This window comes from Halopseudomonas xiamenensis, from assembly GCF_014219065.1.
Classification (GTDB): Bacteria; Pseudomonadota; Gammaproteobacteria; order Pseudomonadales; family Pseudomonadaceae; genus Halopseudomonas; species Halopseudomonas xiamenensis.
Window position 1 is genome coordinate 33,920 of sequence record NZ_JACLGO010000004.1, and the last position, 20,597, is coordinate 54,516.

Sequence of the window (20,597 nt, forward strand, 5' to 3'; positions counted from 1 at the left end):
CTCCCTCAGACCACAGCCTCTAGAACCCCAGGCTCGACAGCAGGTCATCGACCTCATCCTGCCCCGATACCACATCATCCCTCTTATCGGCATGAATCTGCGGACCTTCACCCTGGGAGACAGGTTTTTTTGCCTCGGGGTCGGGAAGGTTGTGCTGGATGCCGGCCATGCGATCGACCTGGCCGGCCATGCGCACCAGATTCAGCAGGCTTTCCTCGACATCGTGCACCAGGTTGATCACGCGCTTGATCACCTGACCGGTCAGATCCTGGTAATCCTGGGCCATGAGAATATCGTTCAGGTTGCTCGACACCTCGCTACTGTGCCGCTCGCTGCGCTCGAGAAAGTCGAGGATGTCGCGCGACAGGCCACGGAACTCCTCGGCGCTCATTTCCCGGCGCTGCAGACGCTGCCATTCGGCGCGCAGGCTGGCGGCTTCCTGACCCAGCTGGGCGACCACAGGCGCACTGTTCTCGACCAGGTCCATGGTGCGGTTGGCGGCCTTGTCGGTCAGCTTGACCACGTAGTCCAGGCGGTCGGAGGCATCGGAAATCTTCGAGCTGTCGCATCCATCGGAGTCGAACGAACGCGCGGTATCGAGCTGAAAGCTGACGATCGAGCTGTGCAGCGCGCGCGTGAGCTTGCCGACCTCGTAGTACAGGCCACGGTCGCGGGCCTGGTTTATCTCGTGTATGACCAGTACCGCCTCGCGGTAGTCGCCCTCTTCGAGGCGGTCCACCAGTTTCCGGGCATTGTTCTTCAGCGAATGCTCGAACTCGTCAGCGGTGGTCTGGCCGGGATTGCTGCTTAGTGCCATGTCCTGCCCCCGGGATTATCTGGCCTCGACCCGCTCAAAGACCTTCTCGATTTTTTCCTTGAGCGCCTGTGCGGTGAATGGCTTGACCACGTAGCCGTTTACCCCGGCCTGGGCCGCTTCGATGATCTGGTCACGCTTGGCTTCGGCGGTGACCATCAACACTGGCAGGTGCTTGAGCCGGTCGTCGGCACGCACTGCCCGCAGCAGGTCGATGCCGCTCATGCCTGGCATGTTCCAGTCGGTCACCAGGAAGTCGAAGTTGCCACTCTGCAGCATCGGCAGCGCCGTGGTGCCATCGTCCGCCTCGGCCGTGTTGGTGAAGCCCAGGTCACGCAAAAGGTTCTTGATGATGCGCCTCATCGTCGAGAAATCATCGACGATGAGAATTTTCATGTTCTTGTCCAAGTCGACCTCCGTACAAACCAGAAGAAGTGCCGGGGCCTGTTGCCACCTGCACTCCGCGAAACTGTTACCACTGAGCAATCAGGAACGATGAACCAATTCAGCTATCGCGCCAGTCGGCCATGCGTGCGCGCAAGCGTGCGGCGCACTGGCTGTGCAACTGGCTGACCCTGGACTCGCTCACTCCGAGCACCGCGCCTATTTCCTTGAGATTCAACTCCTCGTCGTAATATAACGACAGTACCAGGCGTTCCCGCTCGGGCAGCTTGTCGATCGCATCGGCCAGGGCCTTGCGAAAACGTTCGTCCTCCAGCCCGTCGAACGGCTCGTGCTCGCCGCCGACTTCGGTAGGCGCACCGGCTTCGAGCAGGTCTTCGAAGCTGAACAGCTTGCTGCCGGCAGTGTCATTGAGAATCGCGTAATAATCTTCGAGGCTCATGTCCAATTCGGCAGCAACCTCGTGATCTTTAGCGTCACGCCCCAGTTTTGCTTCAACGGCGCGAATCGCACCGCTGACCAGGCGGCTGTTGCGGTGGACCGAGCGGGGAGCCCAGTCGCCCTTGCGCACATCATCGAGCATGGCACCGCGGATACGGATACCGGCGTAGGTCTCGAAGCTGGCTCCCTTGCCATGGTCGAACTTGCGGGAGGCTTCCAGCAGGCCGATCATCCCGGCCTGGATCAGGTCCTCGACCTGTACACTGGCGGGCAGCCGGGCGAGCATGTGGTAGGCGATACGCTTAACCAGCGGCGCGAACTGCTGCACCAGCCGATCCTGCTCGCTGGCCGCACCCCTCGCCCGTGCGTACATGCCCGCACCGCCGGAAGCCACATTCATAGCGTGGTTCCGGTCCGCTGTACCAGACGCTCGACGAAGAATTCCAGGTGTCCACGTGGGGTCACCGGCAGTGGCCAGGCGTCGACCTTGCGGGCGATCGAGCGAATCGCCAGGGCCGCCTTGCAGCGCGGAAAGGCTTCATACATGGCCCGCTGCTTCTGTGCCGCCTTGCGCACCGACTCGTCATAGGGCACCGCACCGACATACTGCAGCGCCACTTCCAGGAAGCGGTCGGTCACCTGCACCAGCTTGTTGAAGACGTTATGCCCTTCCTGCGGGCTGTGCACCATGTTCGCCAATACCCGGAAACGGGTCACGCCATGGTCGCGGTTGAGCAGTTTGATCAATGCATAGGCATCGGTGATCGAGGTCGGTTCGTCGCAGACCACGACGATCACCTCCTGGGCGGCGCGCACGAAGCTGACCACCGAATCGCCGATACCGGCAGCGGTATCGACCAGCAGCACGTCCAGGTCATCGCCGATCTCGCTGAACGCCTGGATCAGCCCGGCATGTTCGCGTGGCCCCAGGTTGACCATGTCCGCCGCGCCCGAGGCCGCCGGCACGATGCGGATACCGCCCGGCCCCGCCACCAGCACGTCGCGCAGGTCGCAGTTGCCTGCCAGCACATCCGCCAGCGTGGCCTTGGGACGCAGGCCGAGCTGCACATCGACGTTGGCCAATCCGAGGTCGGCATCCATCAGCACCACACGACGGCCGAGCTCGGCCAGCGCCAGGGCAAGATTGACCGAGATATTGGTCTTGCCCACGCCACCCTTGCCGCCGGTCACTGCGATTACCTGAACCGAATGATTGCCCATCTATGCTGTCGCCCTTATCGAAATCGTTAACTTGCGCGCTGACTATGCAGTATACCGGCAAAAACGTCGGCCATGGTCTGGTCCTCGGCCATCTCGTTACCTGCCAGACCTACGGCGCGACTGACCAATTGGTGCCCGACACCGCGGGACAGGTCATCCGGAATGCGCTGGCCATCAGCCACATAGGCTACCGGGAGACCCTGCTCCATGGCCAGCCCCAGCGACTCACCCAGGGTGGCGGCCTCGTCGACCTTGGTCAGAATGCAGCCGGCCAGATTGCAGCAGCGGTAATTGTGCCATGCCGCCTTGAGCACCCGATACTGGCTGGTGGCCGCCAGCACCAACAAAGTGCTGATGCGCGCGCCCTGCGCCGCCAGCTCGCTGAGCTGACCGCGCAATTGCGGGTCCTGCGCCTGCAGGCCGGCGGTATCGACCAGCACCAGGCGCTTGTTGCCGAACTCGTTCAGCACCTCGCTCAGGCTGTTCTGCTCATCGACCACCCGCACCGGCACATTGAGAATACGGCCCAAGGTGCGCAGTTGCTCGTGGGCGCCGATACGGTAGGTATCCATGGTCACCAGCGCGACATTCTGGCTGCCATGCTTGAGTACATAGCGCGCCGCCAGCTTGCCCAGGGTAGTGGTCTTGCCAGCGCCGGTCGGGCCGACCAGGGCAATCACCCCGCCGCGCTCGATCAACTCCTCGCGCATCACCGGAATGCCCTGCGCCAGGTGCGCCAGCAGCAGCCGCCAGGCCTGGCGGACATCGGCCACATCAGCCACCTTGGCCAGCAGTTCCTTGCACAGCTCGGCCGGCAGGCCAAGATGCACCAGACGGCGCCACAGGCTGGCCTGACGTGGTTGCTGCTGGTTGACCTGCCCCCAAGCCAGGCCGCCCAGTTGCGATTCGAGCAGGTCGCGCAGGCCGGCGATTTCCGCACGCATCACATCCAGACTGTCGCCGGAGGCCGCGGCAGCCGGCCGGACCGGCGCTTCGGCAGGCGGTGCGGCGCGCTCGCTGTGCAGGCGCTGCAGCAGATCGCGGGCTACGGACGAGCCCTGCTCGGCAGCCTGACGCATGCTGTCACCAAATAATTGACGGTTGACGCTGGGCCCCTCGCTGGGGCGCTCGCCATCCTGCAGGCTGGCCCGGGCGCTGATGATGCGCTCCTGGGTCTTCTTCAGCTCCAGATCCAGGCCAGGGGTGGGCGGCGTCAGCCGTGGCGCTTCATAATCCAGCGCCGCCGTCAGCTCGACACCACCGGCCACCCGCCGGTTGGCGATGATGGAGGCATCGGCGCCCATCTCGTCGCGCACCAGTTTCATTGCCGAACGCATGTCTGCCGCAAAAAACCGTTTGACTCTCATGGCCTGATCTCACCCTGTTAAATCAATTCTGTCCGACCGTGGCAACGATGGTGACCTGCTTGCTGTCCGGTATTTCCTGGTAGGACAACACATGGGCGCCGGGAGCCGCGTAACGCACGAACCGCGCCATCATGTTGCGGATCGGTCCAGCCACCAGCAGGATCGCCGGCTTGCCCTGCATTTCCTGGCGCTGCACCATGTCCGCCAGTGAGCGCTGCAGCTTTTCCGCCATCCCCGGCTCCAGCAGAATACCGTCATCATTGCCCTGCCCGGCCTTCTGCAGACTCTGAAGCAATATCTGTTCCAACCTTGGTTCCAGGGTGATCACCGGCAGCTCGGAGTCAAGCCCGACAATGCCTTGGACGATGGAGCGGGACAGCGCGACGCGCACCGCAGCAATCAACGCGCCGGTATCTTGACTCTTGCCCGACTGGTTGGCGATCGCCTCAGCGATAGTGCGGATATCGCGCACCGGCACCTGCTCCTGCAGCAGGCCCTGCAATACCTTGAGCAGTCCGGACAGCGAGATGATGCCCGGCACCAGCTCTTCGGCCAGTTTCGGCGAGGCCTTGGCCAGCACTTTCAGCAGTTGCTGAACTTCCTCGTGACCGAGCAGCTCGTGGGAGTGCTTGTGCAGGATCTGGTTGAGATGGGTGGCCACCACGGTGCTGACATCCACTACCGTGTAGCCCAGCGACTGAGCCTGGTCCTTCTGCATCGGTTCGATCCACACCGCCTCCAGGCCAAAGGCCGGGTCCTTGCCGGGAATACCCTTGATCTCACCGAAAACCTGACCGGGGTTGATCGCCAGTTCGCGGTCGGCGTACACCTCGGCCTCGGCCACGCCGACGCCCATCAGGGTGATGCGGTAGACGTTCGGCGCCAGGTCCAGGTTGTCGCGGATATGCACCGAGGGCATCAGGAAGCCCAGATCCTGCGACAGCTTCTTGCGGATGCCCTTGATTCGCGCCAGCAGTTGCCCACCCTGACTGCGGTCGACCAGCGGGATCAGCCGGTAGCCAACCTCCAGGCCGACCATGTCCACCGGCGTCACGTCATCCCAGCCCAGCTCACGGGTTTCCGGGCGCGGCGCCGCCGGCAGCTGCGCCTTCTGCTCCTCGGCGGCCTGCTCTTCCTCGGCCTTGGCCTTCTGACGCTGGGCGATATACCAGGCACCGCCGGCCGCCAGGGCACCCAGGCTGAGGAACGACAGGTGCGGCATGCCGGGCACCAGGCCCATGACGATCATGATGGCCGCCGCGATACCCAACGCCTTGGGCGAGGCGAACATCTGCCGCTTGACCTGGCCGCCCATATCCTCGGAGGTGGACACCCGGGTAACCATGATCGCCGCGGCGGTGGACAGCAGCAGCGACGGAATCTGCGCCACCAGGCCGTCACCGATGGTCAGGATGATATAGATCCGGCCGGCCTCGGCAAAACCCAGTCCATGCTGCCCCATGCCGATGACCAGACCACCGATGACGTTGATGAACAGGATCAGCAGGCCAGCGACGGCGTCACCACGCACGAACTTGCTGGCACCGTCCATCGAGCCGTAGAAGTCCGCCTCCTGGGCGACTTCCTGGCGACGGGTCTTGGCCTCCGCCTGATCGATCAGGCCGGCATTCAGGTCGGCGTCGATGGCCATCTGCTTGCCCGGCATGGCATCCAGGGTGAAACGCGCGCTGACCTCGGAAATCCGCCCCGCGCCCTTGGTCACCACCACGAAGTTGATCACCATGAGGATGATGAACACCACCAGACCGACCACGAAGTTACCGCCGATCACCACCTCACCGAAGGCCTCGATCACCTTCCCTGCTGCATCCCCGCCCTCATGCCCGTGCAGCAGCACCACCCGGGTCGAGGCCACGTTGAGCGCCAGGCGCAGCAGAGTAGCGACCAGCAGGATGGTCGGGAAAGCGGCGAAGTCCAGCGGCCGCAGCGCATAGGCACAGACCAGCAACACCACCAGCGACAGCGCGATGTTGAAGGTGAAGAATACGTCGAGCAGAAACGGCGGCACCGGCAGCATCATCATGCCCAGCATCGCCAGCAGCAGGATCGGCACGCCCAGGCTGCCATGGCGCAGCCCCGCCAGGTTGCCGCGCATGGAATTGATGACTTGACTGTGATTGACGGCCATTACCCTGAGGATCCCCGAAACAAAAAAATGACGCAAAAGTTCCGCACATCTTCACTCAAGCAAGAACCGAGCCAGATATCCAGAAAACTGAGCAGGGCACAGCGTGCCCCGTCCTCACCCTCACTCCGTCACCTTCCACTTGCACCCGTCATCCCCCTCTCTACTTCCGTCATCCTTCGCGAAGGCGAAGGATCCACCAGCCACTCCGAGCCAACCAACACCCTGGATCCTCAGCCTGCGCTGAGGATGACGGAGTAGAGTGCCATTCGGATATCCGCCCAGGGCTATGCTCTACCGCCCCACAGGGTTAGCATGGCCGACACATCCCGTTGTCCCGGAGCCAATATAATGACTTCCGCCGTACCGCTCTCGATCCTCGATCTCTGCCCGGTCACCCTCGGTTCGACCCCGGCGCAGGCGCTGCGCAACAGCCTGGAGCTGGCCCGTTTCGCCGAGCAAGAGGGTTACCATCGCTTCTGGGTCGCCGAGCATCACAACATGACCGGCATCGCCAGTGCCGCCACCTCGGTGGTGATCGGCTACCTGGCCGCCGGCACCGAACGCATTCGCCTCGGCTCGGGCGGCATCATGCTGCCGAACCACTCACCACTGCAGATCGCCGAACAGTTCGGCACGCTGGAGTCGCTCTATCCGGGCCGTATCGACCTGGGCCTGGGCCGCGCCCCGGGTACCGACATGGCCACCGCCCGCGCTCTGCGCCGCGGCCGCACCGATGGGGAAGACTTCCCGCAGATGCTGGAGGAACTGCGCTACTACTTCGCCGAGCCGGAACCCGGTCAGCGACTGGTGGCCGTACCCGGCGCCGGCCTCAACGTCCCGATCTGGCTGCTCGGCTCCAGCACCTTCAGCGCCCAGTTGTCCGCCAGCCTCGGCCTGCCCTTTGCCTTCGCCGGCCAGTTCTCGCCCGATTACATGATGGCCGCCATGCGCAACTACCGTGACAACTTCCAGCCCTCGGCAGAGCTGCAACAGCCACTGGCCATGCTCGGCATCAACGCCTTCGTCGCCGAGACCCGGGACGAGGCGCACTACCTTGCCAGCTCGCACCAGCAATCGTTCCTCAACATGATCCGCGGCGAACGCGGGCAACTGCGCCCACCGGTGCCAGACATGGACGCGCTGTGGCAACCCCATGAGCGCCACCAGGTGCTCTCGACCCTGGCCGGCACCCTGATCGGCGACGAACAGAGCGTCGCCCAGCAGATGGCCGACCTGCTGCAGCGTAGCGGTGCCGACGAGCTGATCGTCAACAGTCCCATCTACGACCAGGCCAAGCGCCGCGACAGCTATCGTCGGCTGATGCGGGCAGCACGCCTGTAAAACCGCAACGGCTGCCTCACTGCTATTGCGGGTTGCACCGGCAACGCGACCCGCAATACCCGTCAACGGCCCGGCACCCGCCGGCGTCCGCATAAAAACCGAACTTTGCTCCCAGCCTCTTTTCCAAATTTCTGACGACCACCGACCGCATCCTGCCGGGAGCCATGCTATGCAGATCCCCCGCACCTCCGCCTTCGACAGCAGCAAGGCGTTCCTCGACAACGGCTATCGATTCATTTCCGAGCACTGTCGGGAGTACCGCAGCGACATCTTTCAGACCCGCATCATGCTGCGACCGGTCTACTGCCTGACCGGCGAGGACGCCGCCCGCATGCTCTACGTCCCCGGTCGCTTCACCCGCCAGCGCGCCATGCCGCCGACCACCCTGTCGTTGCTGCAGGATCACGGCAGCGTGCTGACGCTGGATGACGAGGAACATGCCCGACGCAAGGAGATGTTCATGGGTCTGATGGGGCCGGCCCGTCTGGCGCAGCTGATGACGCTGTTCGAGGAGCAATGGCAGCGTCAGATACCCCGCTGGCAGGGCCAGCCATCGGTGACTCTGCAGGATGAGGTCGAGCGGATTCTCTGCCACAGCGTATGCCGCTGGGTCGGTATCCACCTCGATGAACATGAACTCCAGCAGCGCACCGCCGAACTGACAGCCATGATCGAAGGGGCCGGCAGTATCGGCCCACGCAACTGGAAGGGCCAGTTGCTGCGCCAGCGCACCGAACGCTGGGCACGCCAGCAGATCCGCGCAGCACGCAGCCAATCCAGCGGCGACCGGCCGCATACGCCACTGGAAGTCATCGCCCACCATACCGCGCTGCATGGCCATCATCCGGACTACAAGACCGCCGCCGTGGAGCTGCTGAACCTGCTGCGCCCGGTGGTCGCCGTGGCCCGCTATATCACCTTCTCGGCCCTGGCCCTGCACCAGCATCCGCAATACCGGGAACGCCTGGGCAATGGCGAGCCGGGCCTGGCCGAGCTATTCGTCCAGGAAGTCCGCCGCTTCTATCCATTCTTTCCGGTGGTCGGCGGCCTCGTGCGCCAGCCATTCACCTGGCGCGACCATCATTTCCGCTCCGGCGACTGGATGCTGCTGGACCTGCATGGCACCAACCATGACCCACGAACCTGGCCACAACCGGACAGCTTCTGCCCCGAGCAGTTCGCCAACTGGGACAAGAGCCCCTTCAACTTCATCCCCCAGGGTGGCGGCGAGTATTCCCACGGCCATCGCTGCGCGGGCGAATGGCTGACCATCGAACTGCTGAAATCCGCCCTGCACCTGCTGACCACCCGCATGACCTACCAGGTACCGGCGCAGAATCTGGAGATTTCCCTGTCACGCATGCCAGCGACCATCCACAGCCGCTTCATCATCGAGCAGGTACGTCCCACCGGCCCGGCACAATAGATTGCCGAACCCGGACAAACCTGCGTAAAATGCGTCGCGCTGCGGGTGTAGCTCAATGGTAGAGCAGAAGCTTCCCAAGCTTACGACGAGGGTTCGATTCCCTTCACCCGCTCCACTTCCTCTTTTTTCAGAAACCTACGGTCAGGCAACACCCCGAACAGAGCTATGCGGGTGACTGGCTGGTCAGCGCCCTCAACACCTTCACCAACGTCTTCACGGCGGCCTCCATCTCATGTGGCGCATGGGCGGCAAATCCCATGAGAAAACCCGCCTGGTGCCGGCTGGACGCATGCAGCGCCGTCAACCCCAACAGGTCTATGCCAGCCTGGCGTGCCGAGGCCACAGCTTCGCGCTCAGGAATATCGCGGGTGAATACGCAGGGCATCTGCATGCCCCCTGCCGGTACCCGTGGTTCCAGGTAATCGGCCAGATACTCGTGTACCAGTTGGGCCAGCACGTCGCGCCGTTTGGCGTAGAGGGCCCGCATCGTCCGGATATGCGCACCATGGTGTCCGCCCTCCATGAAACGCGCCAGGGTGAGTTGCGGAATCGGCGCGCTGTGCCCATCCAGCAGGGTGCGCGCCACGGTCATGGGAGTGACCAGGGACGATGGCAGCACCATGTAGCCGATGCGCAGGCCGGGGAACAGCGATTTGGTGAAGGTACCGATATAGATCGTCCGCTCATGCGGATCGAGCCCTTGCACGCAGGCGGTCGGCTTGCCCTCGTAGTGGAACTCGCTGTCGTAGTCGTCCTCGATGATCCAGCTTTCGTGCTGCCTGGCCCATTCGATGACAGCCAGCCGCCTGTCCAGTGCCAGTGTCGCCCCGCTCGGGAACTGGTGTGAGGGTGTCAGGAATACCGCTTTGGGCGCCTCCCTCGTGGCGGCTGACACCTGGGCCAGATGTTCCACCCGCAAGCCGTCGGCATCCACAGGGATGGGTACGCATTCCAATCCGGCGGCATCGAATGCCTTGCGTGCCCCGTGGTATGCGGGGTCTTCGATGAATATCCGCTCGCCGGCATCGAGCAGCACGCTCGCGCACAGGCTCAGTGCCTGCTGGGAACTGGTCAGCACCAGCACCCGATCCGGCGTAGCCCGCGCGCCACGCTCAAGATTGACATAGTCGGCGATGGCGCGGCGCAATGGTTCCATACCCTGGGGTGGGCTGTGCAGCAGTATCCGGGTGCCATACTCCTTCAATACCTGCCGTTCGAGACGTTCCCAGGTCTGCAATGGAAAGCTGCGTGTTTCCGGCACGCCAGGTGCAAACGGACGTGGGGTCAGGAAGTCGCGCAGGCCACCACTGCTGAATATCGCACTGCCGCGCTGGCTGAGACGCGGCGAGGCCTTGCCGCCCGCGGCATGATGCGGCTTACCCCGTCCTGGCAATTGCTGCGCTCGCTCCGACACGAAACTGCCACTACCGACGCGTCGCTCGATGAAACCTTCGGCATGCAACTGGCTGTAGGCCGACTCGACCGTATCCCGGGAGACCTCCAGCGACTTGGCCAGGGCACGTGACGCAGGCAATGGCCTGCCCACATCGAGCGCGCCGTCGAGGATCAGTTGCCGAATGGCCCGCTGGATGCGCGCATGCAGCGGCAAAGCCCCCTGCGCCGGATCGTTGATCCAGGCCTTGACCGACTCAAGCTGGGCGTTTCTGAACAATTGGTCTGTATCTTCATGAAAAAGTGGATGGCGACACCAGTCCATTTTAGGGCTATAAACAGCCTTTGCAACCTATCTATTGATTTGCAGGCGAGCAAGCTGATGATCGAGTCTTCCGACACCCAAACCCATCATGACCGGCACGGCCGTTATCCCCAGGCCACCACGGTCGAGGATTTCCGCCATAACCTGGCCGCGGTGCAGGCGCGCATCGATCGGGCCTGCCAGCGTGCCGGCCGTGATCCGGCCAGTGTGCGCCTGCTGCCGGTCAGCAAGACCAAGCCCGAAGCCAGTTTGCGGCTGGCCTACGCGGCAGGTTGCCGGATGCTGGGCGAGAACAAGGTGCAGGAAGCCCATCAGAAATGGCAGGTGATGCAGGACCTGACCGACCTGCAATGGTCGGTCATCGGCCATCTGCAGACCAACAAGGCCAAGCTGGTGGCGCGCTTCGCCAGCGAATTCCAGGCGCTGGACAGTCTGCGAGTCGCCGAAGCTCTCGATCGCCGCCTGCAGATCGAGGGGCGCTCGCTGGATGTGTTCGTACAGGTCAACACCTCCGACGAGGCCAGCAAGTACGGCCTGTCCCCTGAGGACGTACCGGCCTTCCTACAGGCATTGCCTGCATTCTCGGCACTGCGCGTACGCGGACTGATGACACTGGCGCTGTTCTCCAGCGAGGCCGAGCGGGTGCGCCGCTGCTTCGTGCTGCTGCGCAATCTGCGTGATCGGTTGCGACAGGGCGCGCCTGTCGGCATCGGGCTGGATGAGCTGTCGATGGGCATGTCCGGTGACTTCGAGATCGCCATCGAGGAAGGAGCCACGGTGGTGCGTGTTGGCCAGGCGATATTCGGTGCACGCGCCACGCCGGACAGCCATTACTGGCCGACTGCACCAGAGCAGTGAAGCCCTTACTCATCCTTGCCTACAGAGTGACACCATGCATACCCATCGACTCATAATCCATCGCCATGACCGGCTGCTGGGCCATTTCGACTCCTCCCTCCCCTGGTCGCTGGAAGCCGTAGCCGAGCTTGCCCTTCGCCTGCCGGAAACGGAGGGCTACCGCCTTGAGCTGTTTGTTGCCAGAAGCGAGCAGCGCGTGCTGGAAAGCAGCCCTGACGGCGTGCGCGTGCTCTACAGCAACCCGATCTTCACACCTGCCAACCTGCCGAAAGAATGCTGAACATGCCCGCTACCTCTTCCTTTCTGATGCCCGTCTACACCCGTCAGCCGCTATCCTTCGTGCGCGGCCTTGGCGCCATCCTGTGGGACGAGGATGGGATCGAGTATCTCGATGCCATCGCCGGGGTCGCGGTCACCAATATCGGCCATGCCCACCCCGAGGTAGCTCGCGCCCTTGCCGAGCAAGCCGACCTGTTGCTGCACACATCCAACATGTTCGGCATTCCCTGGCAGGAGCGACTGAGCGAACAGCTCTGTGCACTCTCCGGTATGCAGCGGGGCTTTTTCTGCAATTCCGGCGCGGAAGCCAACGAGACCGCACTCAAGCTGGCCCGCCTGCACGCTAACAGCCTGGGCATATCCCAGCCCCAGGTGCTGGTGATGGAAAACAGCTTCCATGGGCGCACTTTCGCTACCCTGGCAGCCACTGGCAACCCTGCTGTGCACCGGGGCTTCGAGCCACTGATGCCCGGCTTCGTACGCCTGCCCTACGATGATATCGGGGCCCTGCAGCAGGCTGCCGCAGCCACGCCGAATATCGTCGCCGTGCTGGTCGAGCCGGTGCAGGGTGAAGGTGGTGTGCGTCCCGCTTCCCCAGCCTACCTGCAGGCCCTGCGCCGGCTGTGCGATGAGCACAACTGGCTGTTCATGGTCGACGAGGTGCAGACCGGTATGGGCCGCACCGGTGCCTGGTTCGGCTATCAGCACAGCGCTGTGCTGCCGGACGTCATCACCCTGGCCAAGGGGCTGGGCAATGGCTTCCCCATCGGCGCCTGCCTGGCTCGGGGCAAGGCCGCCACCCTGCTGGCCCCTGGCAGCCATGGCTCTACCTTCGGTGGCAGTCCATTGGCCTGCCGGGTCGGCTGCGCGGTCATCGAGGTAATGCAGCGTGAGCAGTTGCCCGGGCGTGCCGCTCGCCTGGGCGAGCGCCTGCTGCAGGGGCTGCGCGCCGGACTGCATGGCGCCCCCGGTATCGTCGGTATCCGCGGGCAGGGCCTGATGGTCGGCATCGAACTGGATCGAGCATGCGAGGAACTGGTGTACCGGGCGCTGGCGCAGGAGCGCCTGCTGATCAGCGTCACCCGGGGCAGAACCATCCGCCTGCTGCCGCCGCTGATCTGCAGCGACGCTCAGATCGATGACATCGTCCGGCGCCTCACCCGCTTGCTGAACTGAACGCCGCCGGCAACCTGTGGAGTTGAAGGGGCAGAGGGAGTACCATCCAGCACCTTGCGCAATACCCGCTCTGCCCACTCCGCACTCCTGAAGGCCCAAGCGATGACAGTAACAACCCGACCCGGTGGTCCGTTCAGCGGCCGCCCTCTCATTGCCACTCTCGCCATTGCCGCCTTGTTGCTGGCCGCCGCCAACCTGCGTGGCGGGTTGGTGGTGGTCGGCCCACTGGTGATGGAAATCCGCGACACCCTGGCCATCAACGCCAGCGCCTTCAGCCTGCTGACTACCCTGCCGCTGCTGTGCTTTGGCGTGGTGTCCATAGCCGTGCCCTGGCTGTCCCGGCGCTGGGCTCCCCAACAGCTGGCCATTGCCGGCCTGCTGCTGATCAGCCTCGGGGTCACCCTGCGCCTGCTGGAACAGTACCCCTTGGTGATTCTGGGTACGCTGCTGCTGGGCTCGGCGATCGCCGTGCTCAACGTGCTGATTCCCGGCCTGGTCAAATCCTTTTTCCCGCGCCAGGTCGGGCTGATGACTGGCCTGTATTCGGTAACCCTGAGTCTGGGAGCCGGCCTGGGAGTGTATCTGGCGGTACCGCTGATGGAGCAGTTCGGCAGTTGGCGCTATCCGGTCGCCTTGTGGGCAGTGCTGCCGCTGTTCTGCCTGCTGTTCTGGCTGCCCATGCTCCGGGTCAAGAGTGTGGAAAGGCTCGGCCAGCTGACACGGATCAGCCTCTGGCGCGACAAGGTAGCCTGGGCCATCACCCTGTTCATGGGACTGCAATCCTTCTATTTCTATTCCATGGCCACCTGGCTGCCCAAGATCCTGCTGGAAAGCGGTCTTGATGCCCATCAGGCTGGCACCGCTACCGCGCTCATCAATCTGGTGAGCATCCCTTTCAACCTGTTCGTACCCATGCTCGCGGCGAGGATGCGTAACCAGCGCCTGCTGGTGCTGGGCACCTTCGCCTCCTCCTTCGTCGGCATTGCCGGGCTGTGGTTGCATCCTTCAGCGGCGCTATTGTGGGCCTCGTTGATCGGGGTGGGCTGTGGCTGCGCGCTCAGCCTGGCACTGTCGTTCTTCGTGTTGCGGGCCGCCAACCCGGTCCAGGCCACCGCGCTGTCGGCCATGGCTCAGAGCATCGGTTACCTGCTCGCGGCACTGGGGCCCTTCTCCCTCGGCCTGCTGCGCGATATCAGTGGTCACTGGCAATGGGCACTGGCCAGCATGCTGGTGTTGCAATTGTTCCAGCTCGGTTTTGGCTTATATGCGGCCCGGCCGGTCAATGTCGTGCCCGACCAGCAGCGCCTTACCGATCCATGACCGTGCGAACTGCCAGGCACAGCGCCCGTTGCGGTTGCCGCGCGCCTGGGCCCAGCGGATGGCCTCCTTCTGCAGTTCCTCGTCCCACTGCCACTCAAGCCCGAGTTCCTGCGCCATGCTGGTCAGCCAGTGGCGTACCACATCCAGGTAGTGATCCTGAGTGAACGGGTAGAAGGACACCCACAGGCCGAAACGGTCCGACAGGGCGATCTTCTCCTCGATCGCCTCGCCGGGATGCAGCTCGCCATCGACCATGCTGGCAGCCAGGTTGTCGCTGCGTTGCTCGGGCAGCAAGTGGCGACGGTTGGAGGTGGCATACAGCAGCAGATTGTCCGGGGTCGCCTCGACCGAGCCGTCGAGTACCGTCTTCAGTGTCTTGTAGGCGTTGTCACCGGCCTCGAAGGCCAGGTCATCACAGAACAGCAGAAAGCGCCACGGCTGCCCGCTGATCTGCGCCACCAGCGCCGGCAGGTGCACCAGGTCGCCCTTGTCGATCTCGATCAGGCGCAGGCCCTGGTCCGCCCAGGCGGCCAGCAGTGCCCGAACCAGTGACGACTTGCCGGTGCCCCGTGCGCCCCACAGCAAGGCGTTGTTGGCCGGCAGGCCCTTGACGAACTGCTCGGTATTGGCCTGCAGCAGCTGTTTCTGTCGGTCCACTCCCACCAGATCGCTCAGTCCATGCCCGGCGGTGAGCTGCAATGGCTTGAGCCAGCCGCTGTCACCCTGCCCGACCCAACGCGCCGCCCGTACCTCGCTCCAGTCTATCTGCGGCTGTACCGGCGGCAGGCTCTGCTCGTATCGATCGAGAAAGCGGACGACACGCTGCATGAAGTCGGCGGTGGTGATATCGGACATGGCTGGTTTCCTGGCAAGTGGATGGTGTGCTGTTGCGCCCGCTATGGAAGAGGAAAACGACCGGTGGGTCAACAGCCAGCGGGCTCGCCTGCCCCACAGCCGCTCAGGCCGCCCTCGGTTCCAGCCGCAGGCACACCGAATTGATGCAATAGCGCAGCCCCGTGGGCGGCGGCCCGTCGGGGAAGACGTGACCTAGGTGGGCATCGCAGCGGGCACACAGCACTTCGGTGCGGTGCATACCGTGGCTGTAGTCCTCGGTGGTGGTGACCGCGTCCTCGCTGACCGGAGCGTAATAGCTGGGCCAGCCACACCCGGCATCGAACTGGGTGTCGGTATCGAACAGCGGCGCATCGCAGCACACGCAGTGGTACAGGCCCGGTTCGCCCTTGCGATGGTACTCACCGGAAAAAGGCCGCTCGGTGCCCCTCAGACGACACACCTGATATTGCGTGTCGCTCAGCTGTTCACGCCAGGCATCGTCCGTTTTGATCACTTTATCCATGATTTCCTCCACAAGGTTGTCGTTCGGGCTTTCTTCGCTGCAATCGCAGTCGTATCATGCTCGCTTTGCTTTCGCGGTCACAGCCCCATTCTCATCAACCGATGATTTACAGGTAAGTATCATGCAGGTTAGCAAGTCCAACAAATTGGCCAATGTCTGCTACGACATTCGCGGGCCGGTCCTGCGCCATGCCAAGCGCCTCGAAGAGGAAGGTCACCGGATTCTCAAGCTGAACATCGGCAACCCGGCACCCTTCGGTTTCGAAGCGCCCGAGGAAATCCTCCAGGACGTGATTCTCAACCTCTCCACTGCCCAGGGCTACAGTGACTCCAAGGGGCTGTTCTCCGCGCGCAAGGCGGTGATGCACTATTGCCAGACCAAGCAGATCCAGGGTGTCGGTATCGAGGACATCTACCTCGGCAATGGTGTCTCCGAACTGATCGTGATGGCCATGCAGGCGCTGCTGAACAACGGCGATGAAGTGCTGATCCCGGCGCCGGACTACCCGCTGTGGACCGCCGCCGTCAGCCTGTCCGGCGGCAAGCCGGTGCATTACCTGTGCGATGAGCAATCGGAGTGGTATCCGGATATCGAGGATATCCGCAGCAAGATCACCCCCAACACCAAGGCCATGGTGCTGATCAACCCGAACAACCCCACCGGTTCGGTGTACCCGCGCGAGGTACTGGAGCAACTGGCCGAGGTCGCCCGCGAGCACAAGCTGCTGGTACTGGCCGACGAGATCTACGACAAGATTCTCTACGACGGCGTCGAGCACGACTCCTTCGCGGCGGTGGCACCGGACCTGCTGTGCCTGACCTTCAACGGTCTGTCCAAGTCCTACCGGGTGGCGGGCTTCCGTTCCGGCTGGATGATCATCAGCGGCCCCAAGCAGCGCGCCGCCAGCTATATCGAAGGACTGGAGATCCTGTCCTCCATGCGCCTGTGCGCCAACGTGCCGGCCCAGCATGCGATCCAGACCGCGCTGGGCGGCTACCAGAGCATCAACGACCTGATCCTGCCCGGTGGCCGGCTGCTGGAGCAGCGGGATACCGCCTGGGAACTGCTCAACGAAATCCCCGGCGTCAGCTGCACCAAGCCCAAGGGCGCGCTGTACCTGTTCCCCAAGCTGGACCCCAAGGTCTATCCGATTCACAACGACGAGAAGATGGTGCTCGACCTGCTGCTGCAGGAGAAGATCCTGATTGTCCAGGGTACCGCCTTCAACTGGCCGTGGCCGGACCACTTCCGCATCGTCTCGCTGCCCCGCAAGGACGACCTGGAAATGGCCATCGGGCGCATCGCCAATTTCCTGCACAGCTACAAGCAGTAGATTGCCTTGCAAGCCCTCGCACGCTAACCCGGGGTCAACGCCCCGGCCCGCGTTCAGGCGCTGCACCTGTTGTTCCCAGTGCGCTGAAACCTGTCGTCGAGCAGGCGCTCGACAACCCGGGGCTGTTGTGAGCAACCCGACTCGACACGCTTTGAAACAGACTGTCGATTGAATCCCGTGCCGCCAGCCCCAAATATACTCCCCATGTATCCATAGGAGCTTCACTTACATGATGCGTATTCTGCTTTTCCTGGCGACCAACCTTGCCATCGTCCTGGTTGCCAGCATTACCCTGAGCCTGCTCGGCGTGGGGAGTATCCACGACGGCCAGGGCGGGATGAACCTGACCTCGCTGCTGATCTTCTGTGCGGTGATCGGCTTCGCCGGTTCCTTCGTTTCCCTGTTCATGTCCAAGTGGATGGCCAAGCGCAGCACCGGCGCCCGGGTCATCACCCAGCCGCAGACCCGCCAGGAACAGTGGTTGGTGGATACCGTCGCCGAACTGGCGCGCGACGCCAACATCGGCATGCCGGAGGTGGCGATCTTCCCGTCGCGCGCCTCCAACGCCTTCGCCACCGGCTGGAACAAGAATGCCTCGCTGGTCGCTGTTTCCGAGGGCATGCTGCAGCGCTTCAGCCCGAACGAGATCAAGGCGGTCATGGCCCACGAAGTCGGCCACGTGGCCAATGGCGACATGGTCACCCTGACCCTCATCCAAGGCGTGGTGAACACCTTCGTCATGTTCTTCGCCCGCATCATCGGCAACTTCGTCGACCGCGCGGTATTCAAGAACGAGGGTAGCGGCCCCGGTATCGGCTACTTCATCGCGACCATCGCTGCCGAACTGGTACTCGGCATCCTGGCCAGCATCATCGTCATGTGGTTCTCACGCCAGCGCGAGTTCCGTGCCGATGCGGCCGCGGCGCAGCTGACCGGCAGCGGCAACATGATCGCCGCCCTGGAGCGCCTGCGCGCCGAACAGGGTATCCCGGTGGAGATGCCGGGCGAGATGACCGCCTTCGGCATCAACGGCAACCTGAAGAATGGGCTGGCCGGCCTGCTGATGACCCACCCGCCGCTGGAGCAGCGTATCGCCGCACTGCGCGCCGGCAACTATCGCTGATCGAGCAAGTGGTAAACCAGCCCCCGCCCTGTGCGGGGGCTTTTTTTCAGAGTCTCATCCTCTGCTGCAACTTCTGAAGACAAGCTACTGATTCCCCTGCGGTTTCGCTTGTCACCGGATGAACCATGACCTGGGTTGGCAGCCTGAAACCAGCGTCCTACAGCGCCTGCGGGGATACTTTCTGTCATCCGGTAGTCACAAGACTGGTCTATGCTTTGCTTTGTGTCAGGCACCGCAGAGCTGCCGACACCTTACCCGATGAGAACTGATCTGGAGAAATTCCATGAGTCTACAGGTACAGCAGAAGCAGCGTTCCCTGACCGATCACCTACCCCGCCCGTCTCTGCAGGCACGGGGTTATCTGGTGGATGAACACGGTCGGGAGATTGCCATTACCGAACGCATGATCCAGCAGGCCTGTGAAGCACTGGAACAGCAATGGGTGGCGCCCCGCTCAGTCGGAGCCCGCTGACACGAACCCGGCCGCCAGCAATCTCCGGGCCACCTGTGGCTCGGATGCGGCGGTCCTGATACGCAGCAGATTGCATTCCCGGCGCAACGGATAGTCCTTGCGCAACCGATCGAACCCTTCCCGACTGGCCTGCTCCGATGCCGCCCCCCCCAGCATGGCGCGCAGGCGGGCATCATCGTCACGCACGTCATAGACCTGGCGCAGCGCCTTGGCCAGCAGCCAGTCCGGCGGCGTACCCGGCTCCACACTCCACTCCCCCGCTCCGATTCGCGGTGCCAGTTGCTCCAGGCTGAGCGTAACCGGCACGTCCAGGAAGCGGCACAGCGCCTGGTATATCTGGGCGGTGCCACGCAACTTGCCATCGAGGCTGTAGCCGGCGATATGCGGCGTCGCCAGTGCGCAGCGGGCCGCCAGCTGCGGATCGACCAGCGGCTCGGCTTCCCAGACGTCCAGCGCTACCAGCAAATCGCTGCGCTGCTGCAGCACCCGGGACAGGGCGGTATTGTCGATCACCGGGCCGCGGCTGCTGTTGATCAGCCAGGTGCCGGGGCGCAGCGCACGCAGGCGCTGCTCGTCGAGCAGATGCCGGGTGGCATGGGCGCCGCTGGAGGTCAGCGGGACATGGCAACTGATCACATCACTCTGGCCGAGCAACTCATCCAGGCTGACAAAGCCCTGCTCGCCGCGCTCGGCACGCGGTGGATCGCAGAGCAGGCAGCGGATGCCCAGTGCCTGCAGCGTGGTCGCCAGGCGCCCGCCCACCTCGCCGACCCCGATGATGCCGACGGTCCTGTCCTGCCAGGCGCTGGCGCTGCGCTCGGACAGGGTCAGCAGGCAGCTGAGCACATACTCCACCACCCCCCGTGCATTGCAGCCGGGCGCGCTGGCGACCTCGATACCCGCCGCCGCCAGCCCCGCCAGGTCCAGGTGGTCGGTACCTATGGTGCAGGTACCGACGAAACGCACCGGCGTGCCGGCCAGCATCGCGGCGCTGACCTGGGTCACCGAGCGCACCAGCAGCACATCCGCGTCGCTGACCGAGGTGTGATCGATCAGGCGCCCGGGCAACCGGGTCAGGCGCCCGAATCCGGCGAGGAATTCATCCAGCAGGGGAATGTTTTCATCAGCGACTATGTGCATCGGTGTCTGCTCCGCAGGGTTTGATTGCATTGTCGGAAGGCATCCGGCATCTGTCCAGCCAGGCGCCGGCGTATCGGGTCACAGCCGCTCGAAACTGAACGCCTGGTGCTGCAGCGTGGCACCCGGACGATAATGCCCCAGCAGCGCATCGACGAAGCGCGCCGCACGCTGCGGAATGCCGTTATCCAGATAGCTCTGCACCTGCTCGATGACCCGCCACTTGAAGGGGCCGGGATCGGTGGCCTCGCCACTCAGGTTGTCCAGGCTGACGCGGAACGGATGGCCGGCGGCCTCGCAGAACAGCCACTCCAGCGCCTGCGGCTTGACCTCGACCTGCTCGAAGGCGTTCTGCTGCTCGCTGCTGCGCCCATCCGGCGCGTACCAGTAGCCGAAATCGACCAGTTGACGGCGTGCCTGCCCGGCAACGCACCAATGGGCGATCTCGTGCAGCGCACTGCGGTAATAATCATGGGTGAAGATGATACGGTGCATCGGCTCGTGCGCATCGGCCGGCAGGTAGATCGGCTCGGCCCCACCCCCGACCAGCCGGGTGTTGAATTCATCGGCGAAGCAGGCGGCGAACAGACGGATCAGATCCTGGCAGTGGTGTGTCATCGAGTGGTGGACAATAACCGGCAAATTGATAGGATGGGCTGCTTTT

The 20,597-nt window shown here is 63.6% G+C and carries 20 protein-coding genes and 1 tRNA gene; 10 read left to right on the top strand and 11 right to left on the bottom strand.

Annotation, left to right across the window (positions count from 1 at the left end; translation table 11 throughout):
• Positions 1 to 19: 19 nt before the first annotated feature.
• The 6 genes from H6X51_RS03715 to flhA form a co-directional block, all read right to left on the bottom strand.
• Positions 20 to 817 carry a protein phosphatase CheZ gene (locus H6X51_RS03715; protein ID WP_185266172.1) on the bottom strand — a complete coding sequence of 266 codons (798 nt, stop codon included), beginning with the start codon at positions 815 to 817 and terminating at the stop codon, positions 20 to 22.
• 15 nt (positions 818 to 832) lie between these two features.
• On the bottom strand, positions 833 to 1,210 hold the full coding sequence (locus tag H6X51_RS03720; protein ID WP_185266173.1) for a chemotaxis response regulator CheY: 378 nt from the start codon (positions 1,208 to 1,210) through the stop codon (positions 833 to 835).
• 109 nt (positions 1,211 to 1,319) lie between these two features.
• Positions 1,320 to 2,057 (bottom strand): RNA polymerase sigma factor FliA, encoded by a 738-nt coding sequence (locus H6X51_RS03725; RefSeq protein ID WP_407925939.1) that lies wholly within the window; start codon positions 2,055 to 2,057, stop codon positions 1,320 to 1,322.
• The gene (fleN, locus tag H6X51_RS03730) at positions 2,054 to 2,878 is read right to left on the bottom strand and encodes a flagellar synthesis regulator FleN (protein WP_185266174.1); all 825 of its coding nucleotides are present in this window, start codon (positions 2,876 to 2,878) and stop codon (positions 2,054 to 2,056) included. The genes H6X51_RS03725 and fleN overlap by 4 nt, the downstream gene beginning before the upstream one ends.
• Positions 2,879 to 2,904: 26 nt before the next feature.
• On the bottom strand, positions 2,905 to 4,245 hold the full coding sequence (gene flhF, locus H6X51_RS03735) for a flagellar biosynthesis protein FlhF (RefSeq protein WP_185266175.1): 1,341 nt from the start codon (positions 4,243 to 4,245) through the stop codon (positions 2,905 to 2,907).
• A gap of 22 nt (positions 4,246 to 4,267) precedes the next feature.
• Positions 4,268 to 6,394, bottom strand: coding sequence for a flagellar biosynthesis protein FlhA (flhA, locus tag H6X51_RS03740; protein ID WP_185266176.1), 2,127 nt, complete (start codon positions 6,392 to 6,394; stop codon positions 4,268 to 4,270).
• Between the two features lie 348 nt (positions 6,395 to 6,742).
• Here flhA and H6X51_RS03745 point away from each other — a divergent pair, with 348 nt between their 5' ends.
• From H6X51_RS03745 to H6X51_RS03755, 3 genes are all read left to right on the top strand, one after another.
• Positions 6,743 to 7,735, top strand: a complete 993-nt coding sequence (locus tag H6X51_RS03745) for an LLM class flavin-dependent oxidoreductase (protein ID WP_221627206.1) — start codon at positions 6,743 to 6,745, stop codon at positions 7,733 to 7,735.
• Positions 7,736 to 7,904: 169 nt separating this feature from the next.
• Entirely contained in the window at positions 7,905 to 9,161 is a 1,257-nt protein-coding gene (locus H6X51_RS03750; protein ID WP_185266178.1) for a cytochrome P450, read from the top strand.
• 41 nt (positions 9,162 to 9,202) lie between these two features.
• Positions 9,203 to 9,276, top strand: a tRNA-Gly gene (locus H6X51_RS03755).
• Positions 9,277 to 9,324: 48 nt separating this feature from the next.
• On the opposite strand, the gene pdxR is transcribed toward H6X51_RS03755, so the two are convergent.
• On the bottom strand, positions 9,325 to 10,833 hold the full coding sequence (pdxR, locus tag H6X51_RS03760; RefSeq protein ID WP_185266179.1) for a MocR-like pyridoxine biosynthesis transcription factor PdxR: 1,509 nt from the start codon (positions 10,831 to 10,833) through the stop codon (positions 9,325 to 9,327).
• 102 nt (positions 10,834 to 10,935) lie between these two features.
• Between pdxR and H6X51_RS03765 the strand changes: the two genes are divergently transcribed.
• From H6X51_RS03765 to H6X51_RS03780, 4 genes are all read left to right on the top strand, one after another.
• A complete protein-coding gene (locus H6X51_RS03765; RefSeq protein WP_185266180.1) occupies positions 10,936 to 11,736 on the top strand; it encodes a YggS family pyridoxal phosphate-dependent enzyme in 801 nt (266 codons plus the stop codon).
• Between the two features lie 34 nt (positions 11,737 to 11,770).
• On the top strand, positions 11,771 to 12,016 hold the full coding sequence (locus H6X51_RS03770; RefSeq protein ID WP_185266181.1) for a cytoplasmic protein: 246 nt from the start codon (positions 11,771 to 11,773) through the stop codon (positions 12,014 to 12,016).
• Between the two features lie 2 nt (positions 12,017 to 12,018).
• Positions 12,019 to 13,191 (top strand): aspartate aminotransferase family protein, encoded by a 1,173-nt coding sequence (locus tag H6X51_RS03775; RefSeq protein WP_185266182.1) that lies wholly within the window; start codon positions 12,019 to 12,021, stop codon positions 13,189 to 13,191.
• Positions 13,192 to 13,293: 102 nt separating this feature from the next.
• Positions 13,294 to 14,511, top strand: coding sequence for a CynX/NimT family MFS transporter (locus H6X51_RS03780; protein ID WP_185266183.1), 1,218 nt, complete (start codon positions 13,294 to 13,296; stop codon positions 14,509 to 14,511).
• On the opposite strand, the gene H6X51_RS03785 is transcribed toward H6X51_RS03780, so the two are convergent.
• Both H6X51_RS03785 and msrB read right to left on the bottom strand, forming a co-directional pair.
• Positions 14,452 to 15,366 (bottom strand): ATP-binding protein, encoded by a 915-nt coding sequence (locus tag H6X51_RS03785; protein ID WP_407925940.1) that lies wholly within the window; start codon positions 15,364 to 15,366, stop codon positions 14,452 to 14,454. The genes H6X51_RS03780 and H6X51_RS03785 overlap by 60 nt on opposite strands.
• Before the next feature lie 103 nt (positions 15,367 to 15,469).
• Positions 15,470 to 15,868 carry a peptide-methionine (R)-S-oxide reductase MsrB gene (gene msrB, locus H6X51_RS03790; protein WP_185266184.1) on the bottom strand — a complete coding sequence of 133 codons (399 nt, stop codon included), beginning with the start codon at positions 15,866 to 15,868 and terminating at the stop codon, positions 15,470 to 15,472.
• A 121-nt stretch (positions 15,869 to 15,989) separates the two neighbouring features.
• Between msrB and H6X51_RS03795 the strand changes: the two genes are divergently transcribed.
• The 3 genes from H6X51_RS03795 to H6X51_RS03805 all read left to right on the top strand — a co-directional run bounded on the left by H6X51_RS03795 (position 15,990) and on the right by H6X51_RS03805 (position 18,796).
• The gene (locus tag H6X51_RS03795) at positions 15,990 to 17,201 is read left to right on the top strand and encodes a pyridoxal phosphate-dependent aminotransferase (protein ID WP_185266185.1); all 1,212 of its coding nucleotides are present in this window, start codon (positions 15,990 to 15,992) and stop codon (positions 17,199 to 17,201) included.
• A 229-nt stretch (positions 17,202 to 17,430) separates the two neighbouring features.
• On the top strand, positions 17,431 to 18,324 hold the full coding sequence (gene htpX / locus H6X51_RS03800; RefSeq protein ID WP_185266186.1) for a protease HtpX: 894 nt from the start codon (positions 17,431 to 17,433) through the stop codon (positions 18,322 to 18,324).
• A 283-nt stretch (positions 18,325 to 18,607) separates the two neighbouring features.
• Positions 18,608 to 18,796, top strand: a complete 189-nt coding sequence (locus tag H6X51_RS03805) for a PA1571 family protein (protein ID WP_185266187.1) — start codon at positions 18,608 to 18,610, stop codon at positions 18,794 to 18,796.
• On the opposite strand, the gene pdxB is transcribed toward H6X51_RS03805, so the two are convergent.
• Together pdxB and H6X51_RS03815 are read right to left on the bottom strand one after the other, a co-directional pair.
• On the bottom strand, positions 18,779 to 19,936 hold the full coding sequence (pdxB, locus tag H6X51_RS03810; RefSeq protein WP_185266188.1) for a 4-phosphoerythronate dehydrogenase PdxB: 1,158 nt from the start codon (positions 19,934 to 19,936) through the stop codon (positions 18,779 to 18,781). The genes H6X51_RS03805 and pdxB overlap by 18 nt on opposite strands.
• 78 nt (positions 19,937 to 20,014) lie before the next feature.
• Positions 20,015 to 20,551: an elongation factor P hydroxylase gene (locus tag H6X51_RS03815; protein ID WP_185266189.1), complete on the bottom strand. Its 537-nt coding sequence runs from the start codon at positions 20,549 to 20,551 to the stop codon at positions 20,015 to 20,017.
• Between the last annotated feature and the right edge of the window lie 46 nt (positions 20,552 to 20,597).

What these genes read in the sequence shown, in the direction of transcription:
- H6X51_RS03715 (WP_185266172.1), bottom strand. Translation starts at nt 817, where the DNA reads ATGGCACTAAGCAGCAATCCCGGCCAGACCACCGCTGACGAGTTCGAG.
- H6X51_RS03720 (WP_185266173.1), bottom strand. Translation starts at nt 1,210, where the DNA reads ATGAAAATTCTCATCGTCGATGATTTCTCGACGATGAGGCGCATCATC.
- H6X51_RS03725 (WP_407925939.1), bottom strand. Translation starts at nt 2,057, where the DNA reads ATGAATGTGGCTTCCGGCGGTGCGGGCATGTACGCACGGGCGAGGGGT.
- fleN (WP_185266174.1), bottom strand. Translation starts at nt 2,878, where the DNA reads ATGGGCAATCATTCGGTTCAGGTAATCGCAGTGACCGGCGGCAAGGGT.
- flhF (WP_185266175.1), bottom strand. Translation starts at nt 4,245, where the DNA reads ATGAGAGTCAAACGGTTTTTTGCGGCAGACATGCGTTCGGCAATGAAA.
- flhA (WP_185266176.1), bottom strand. Translation starts at nt 6,394, where the DNA reads ATGGCCGTCAATCACAGTCAAGTCATCAATTCCATGCGCGGCAACCTG.
- H6X51_RS03745 (WP_221627206.1), top strand. Translation starts at nt 6,743, where the DNA reads ATGACTTCCGCCGTACCGCTCTCGATCCTCGATCTCTGCCCGGTCACC.
- H6X51_RS03750 (WP_185266178.1), top strand. Translation starts at nt 7,905, where the DNA reads ATGCAGATCCCCCGCACCTCCGCCTTCGACAGCAGCAAGGCGTTCCTC.
- H6X51_RS03765 (WP_185266180.1), top strand. Translation starts at nt 10,936, where the DNA reads ATGATCGAGTCTTCCGACACCCAAACCCATCATGACCGGCACGGCCGT.
- H6X51_RS03770 (WP_185266181.1), top strand. Translation starts at nt 11,771, where the DNA reads ATGCATACCCATCGACTCATAATCCATCGCCATGACCGGCTGCTGGGC.
- H6X51_RS03775 (WP_185266182.1), top strand. Translation starts at nt 12,019, where the DNA reads ATGCCCGCTACCTCTTCCTTTCTGATGCCCGTCTACACCCGTCAGCCG.
- H6X51_RS03780 (WP_185266183.1), top strand. Translation starts at nt 13,294, where the DNA reads ATGACAGTAACAACCCGACCCGGTGGTCCGTTCAGCGGCCGCCCTCTC.
- H6X51_RS03785 (WP_407925940.1), bottom strand. Translation starts at nt 15,366, where the DNA reads ATGTCCGATATCACCACCGCCGACTTCATGCAGCGTGTCGTCCGCTTT.
- msrB (WP_185266184.1), bottom strand. Translation starts at nt 15,868, where the DNA reads ATGGATAAAGTGATCAAAACGGACGATGCCTGGCGTGAACAGCTGAGC.
- H6X51_RS03795 (WP_185266185.1), top strand. Translation starts at nt 15,990, where the DNA reads ATGCAGGTTAGCAAGTCCAACAAATTGGCCAATGTCTGCTACGACATT.
- htpX (WP_185266186.1), top strand. Translation starts at nt 17,431, where the DNA reads ATGATGCGTATTCTGCTTTTCCTGGCGACCAACCTTGCCATCGTCCTG.
- H6X51_RS03805 (WP_185266187.1), top strand. Translation starts at nt 18,608, where the DNA reads ATGAGTCTACAGGTACAGCAGAAGCAGCGTTCCCTGACCGATCACCTA.
- pdxB (WP_185266188.1), bottom strand. Translation starts at nt 19,936, where the DNA reads ATGCACATAGTCGCTGATGAAAACATTCCCCTGCTGGATGAATTCCTC.
- H6X51_RS03815 (WP_185266189.1), bottom strand. Translation starts at nt 20,551, where the DNA reads ATGACACACCACTGCCAGGATCTGATCCGTCTGTTCGCCGCCTGCTTC.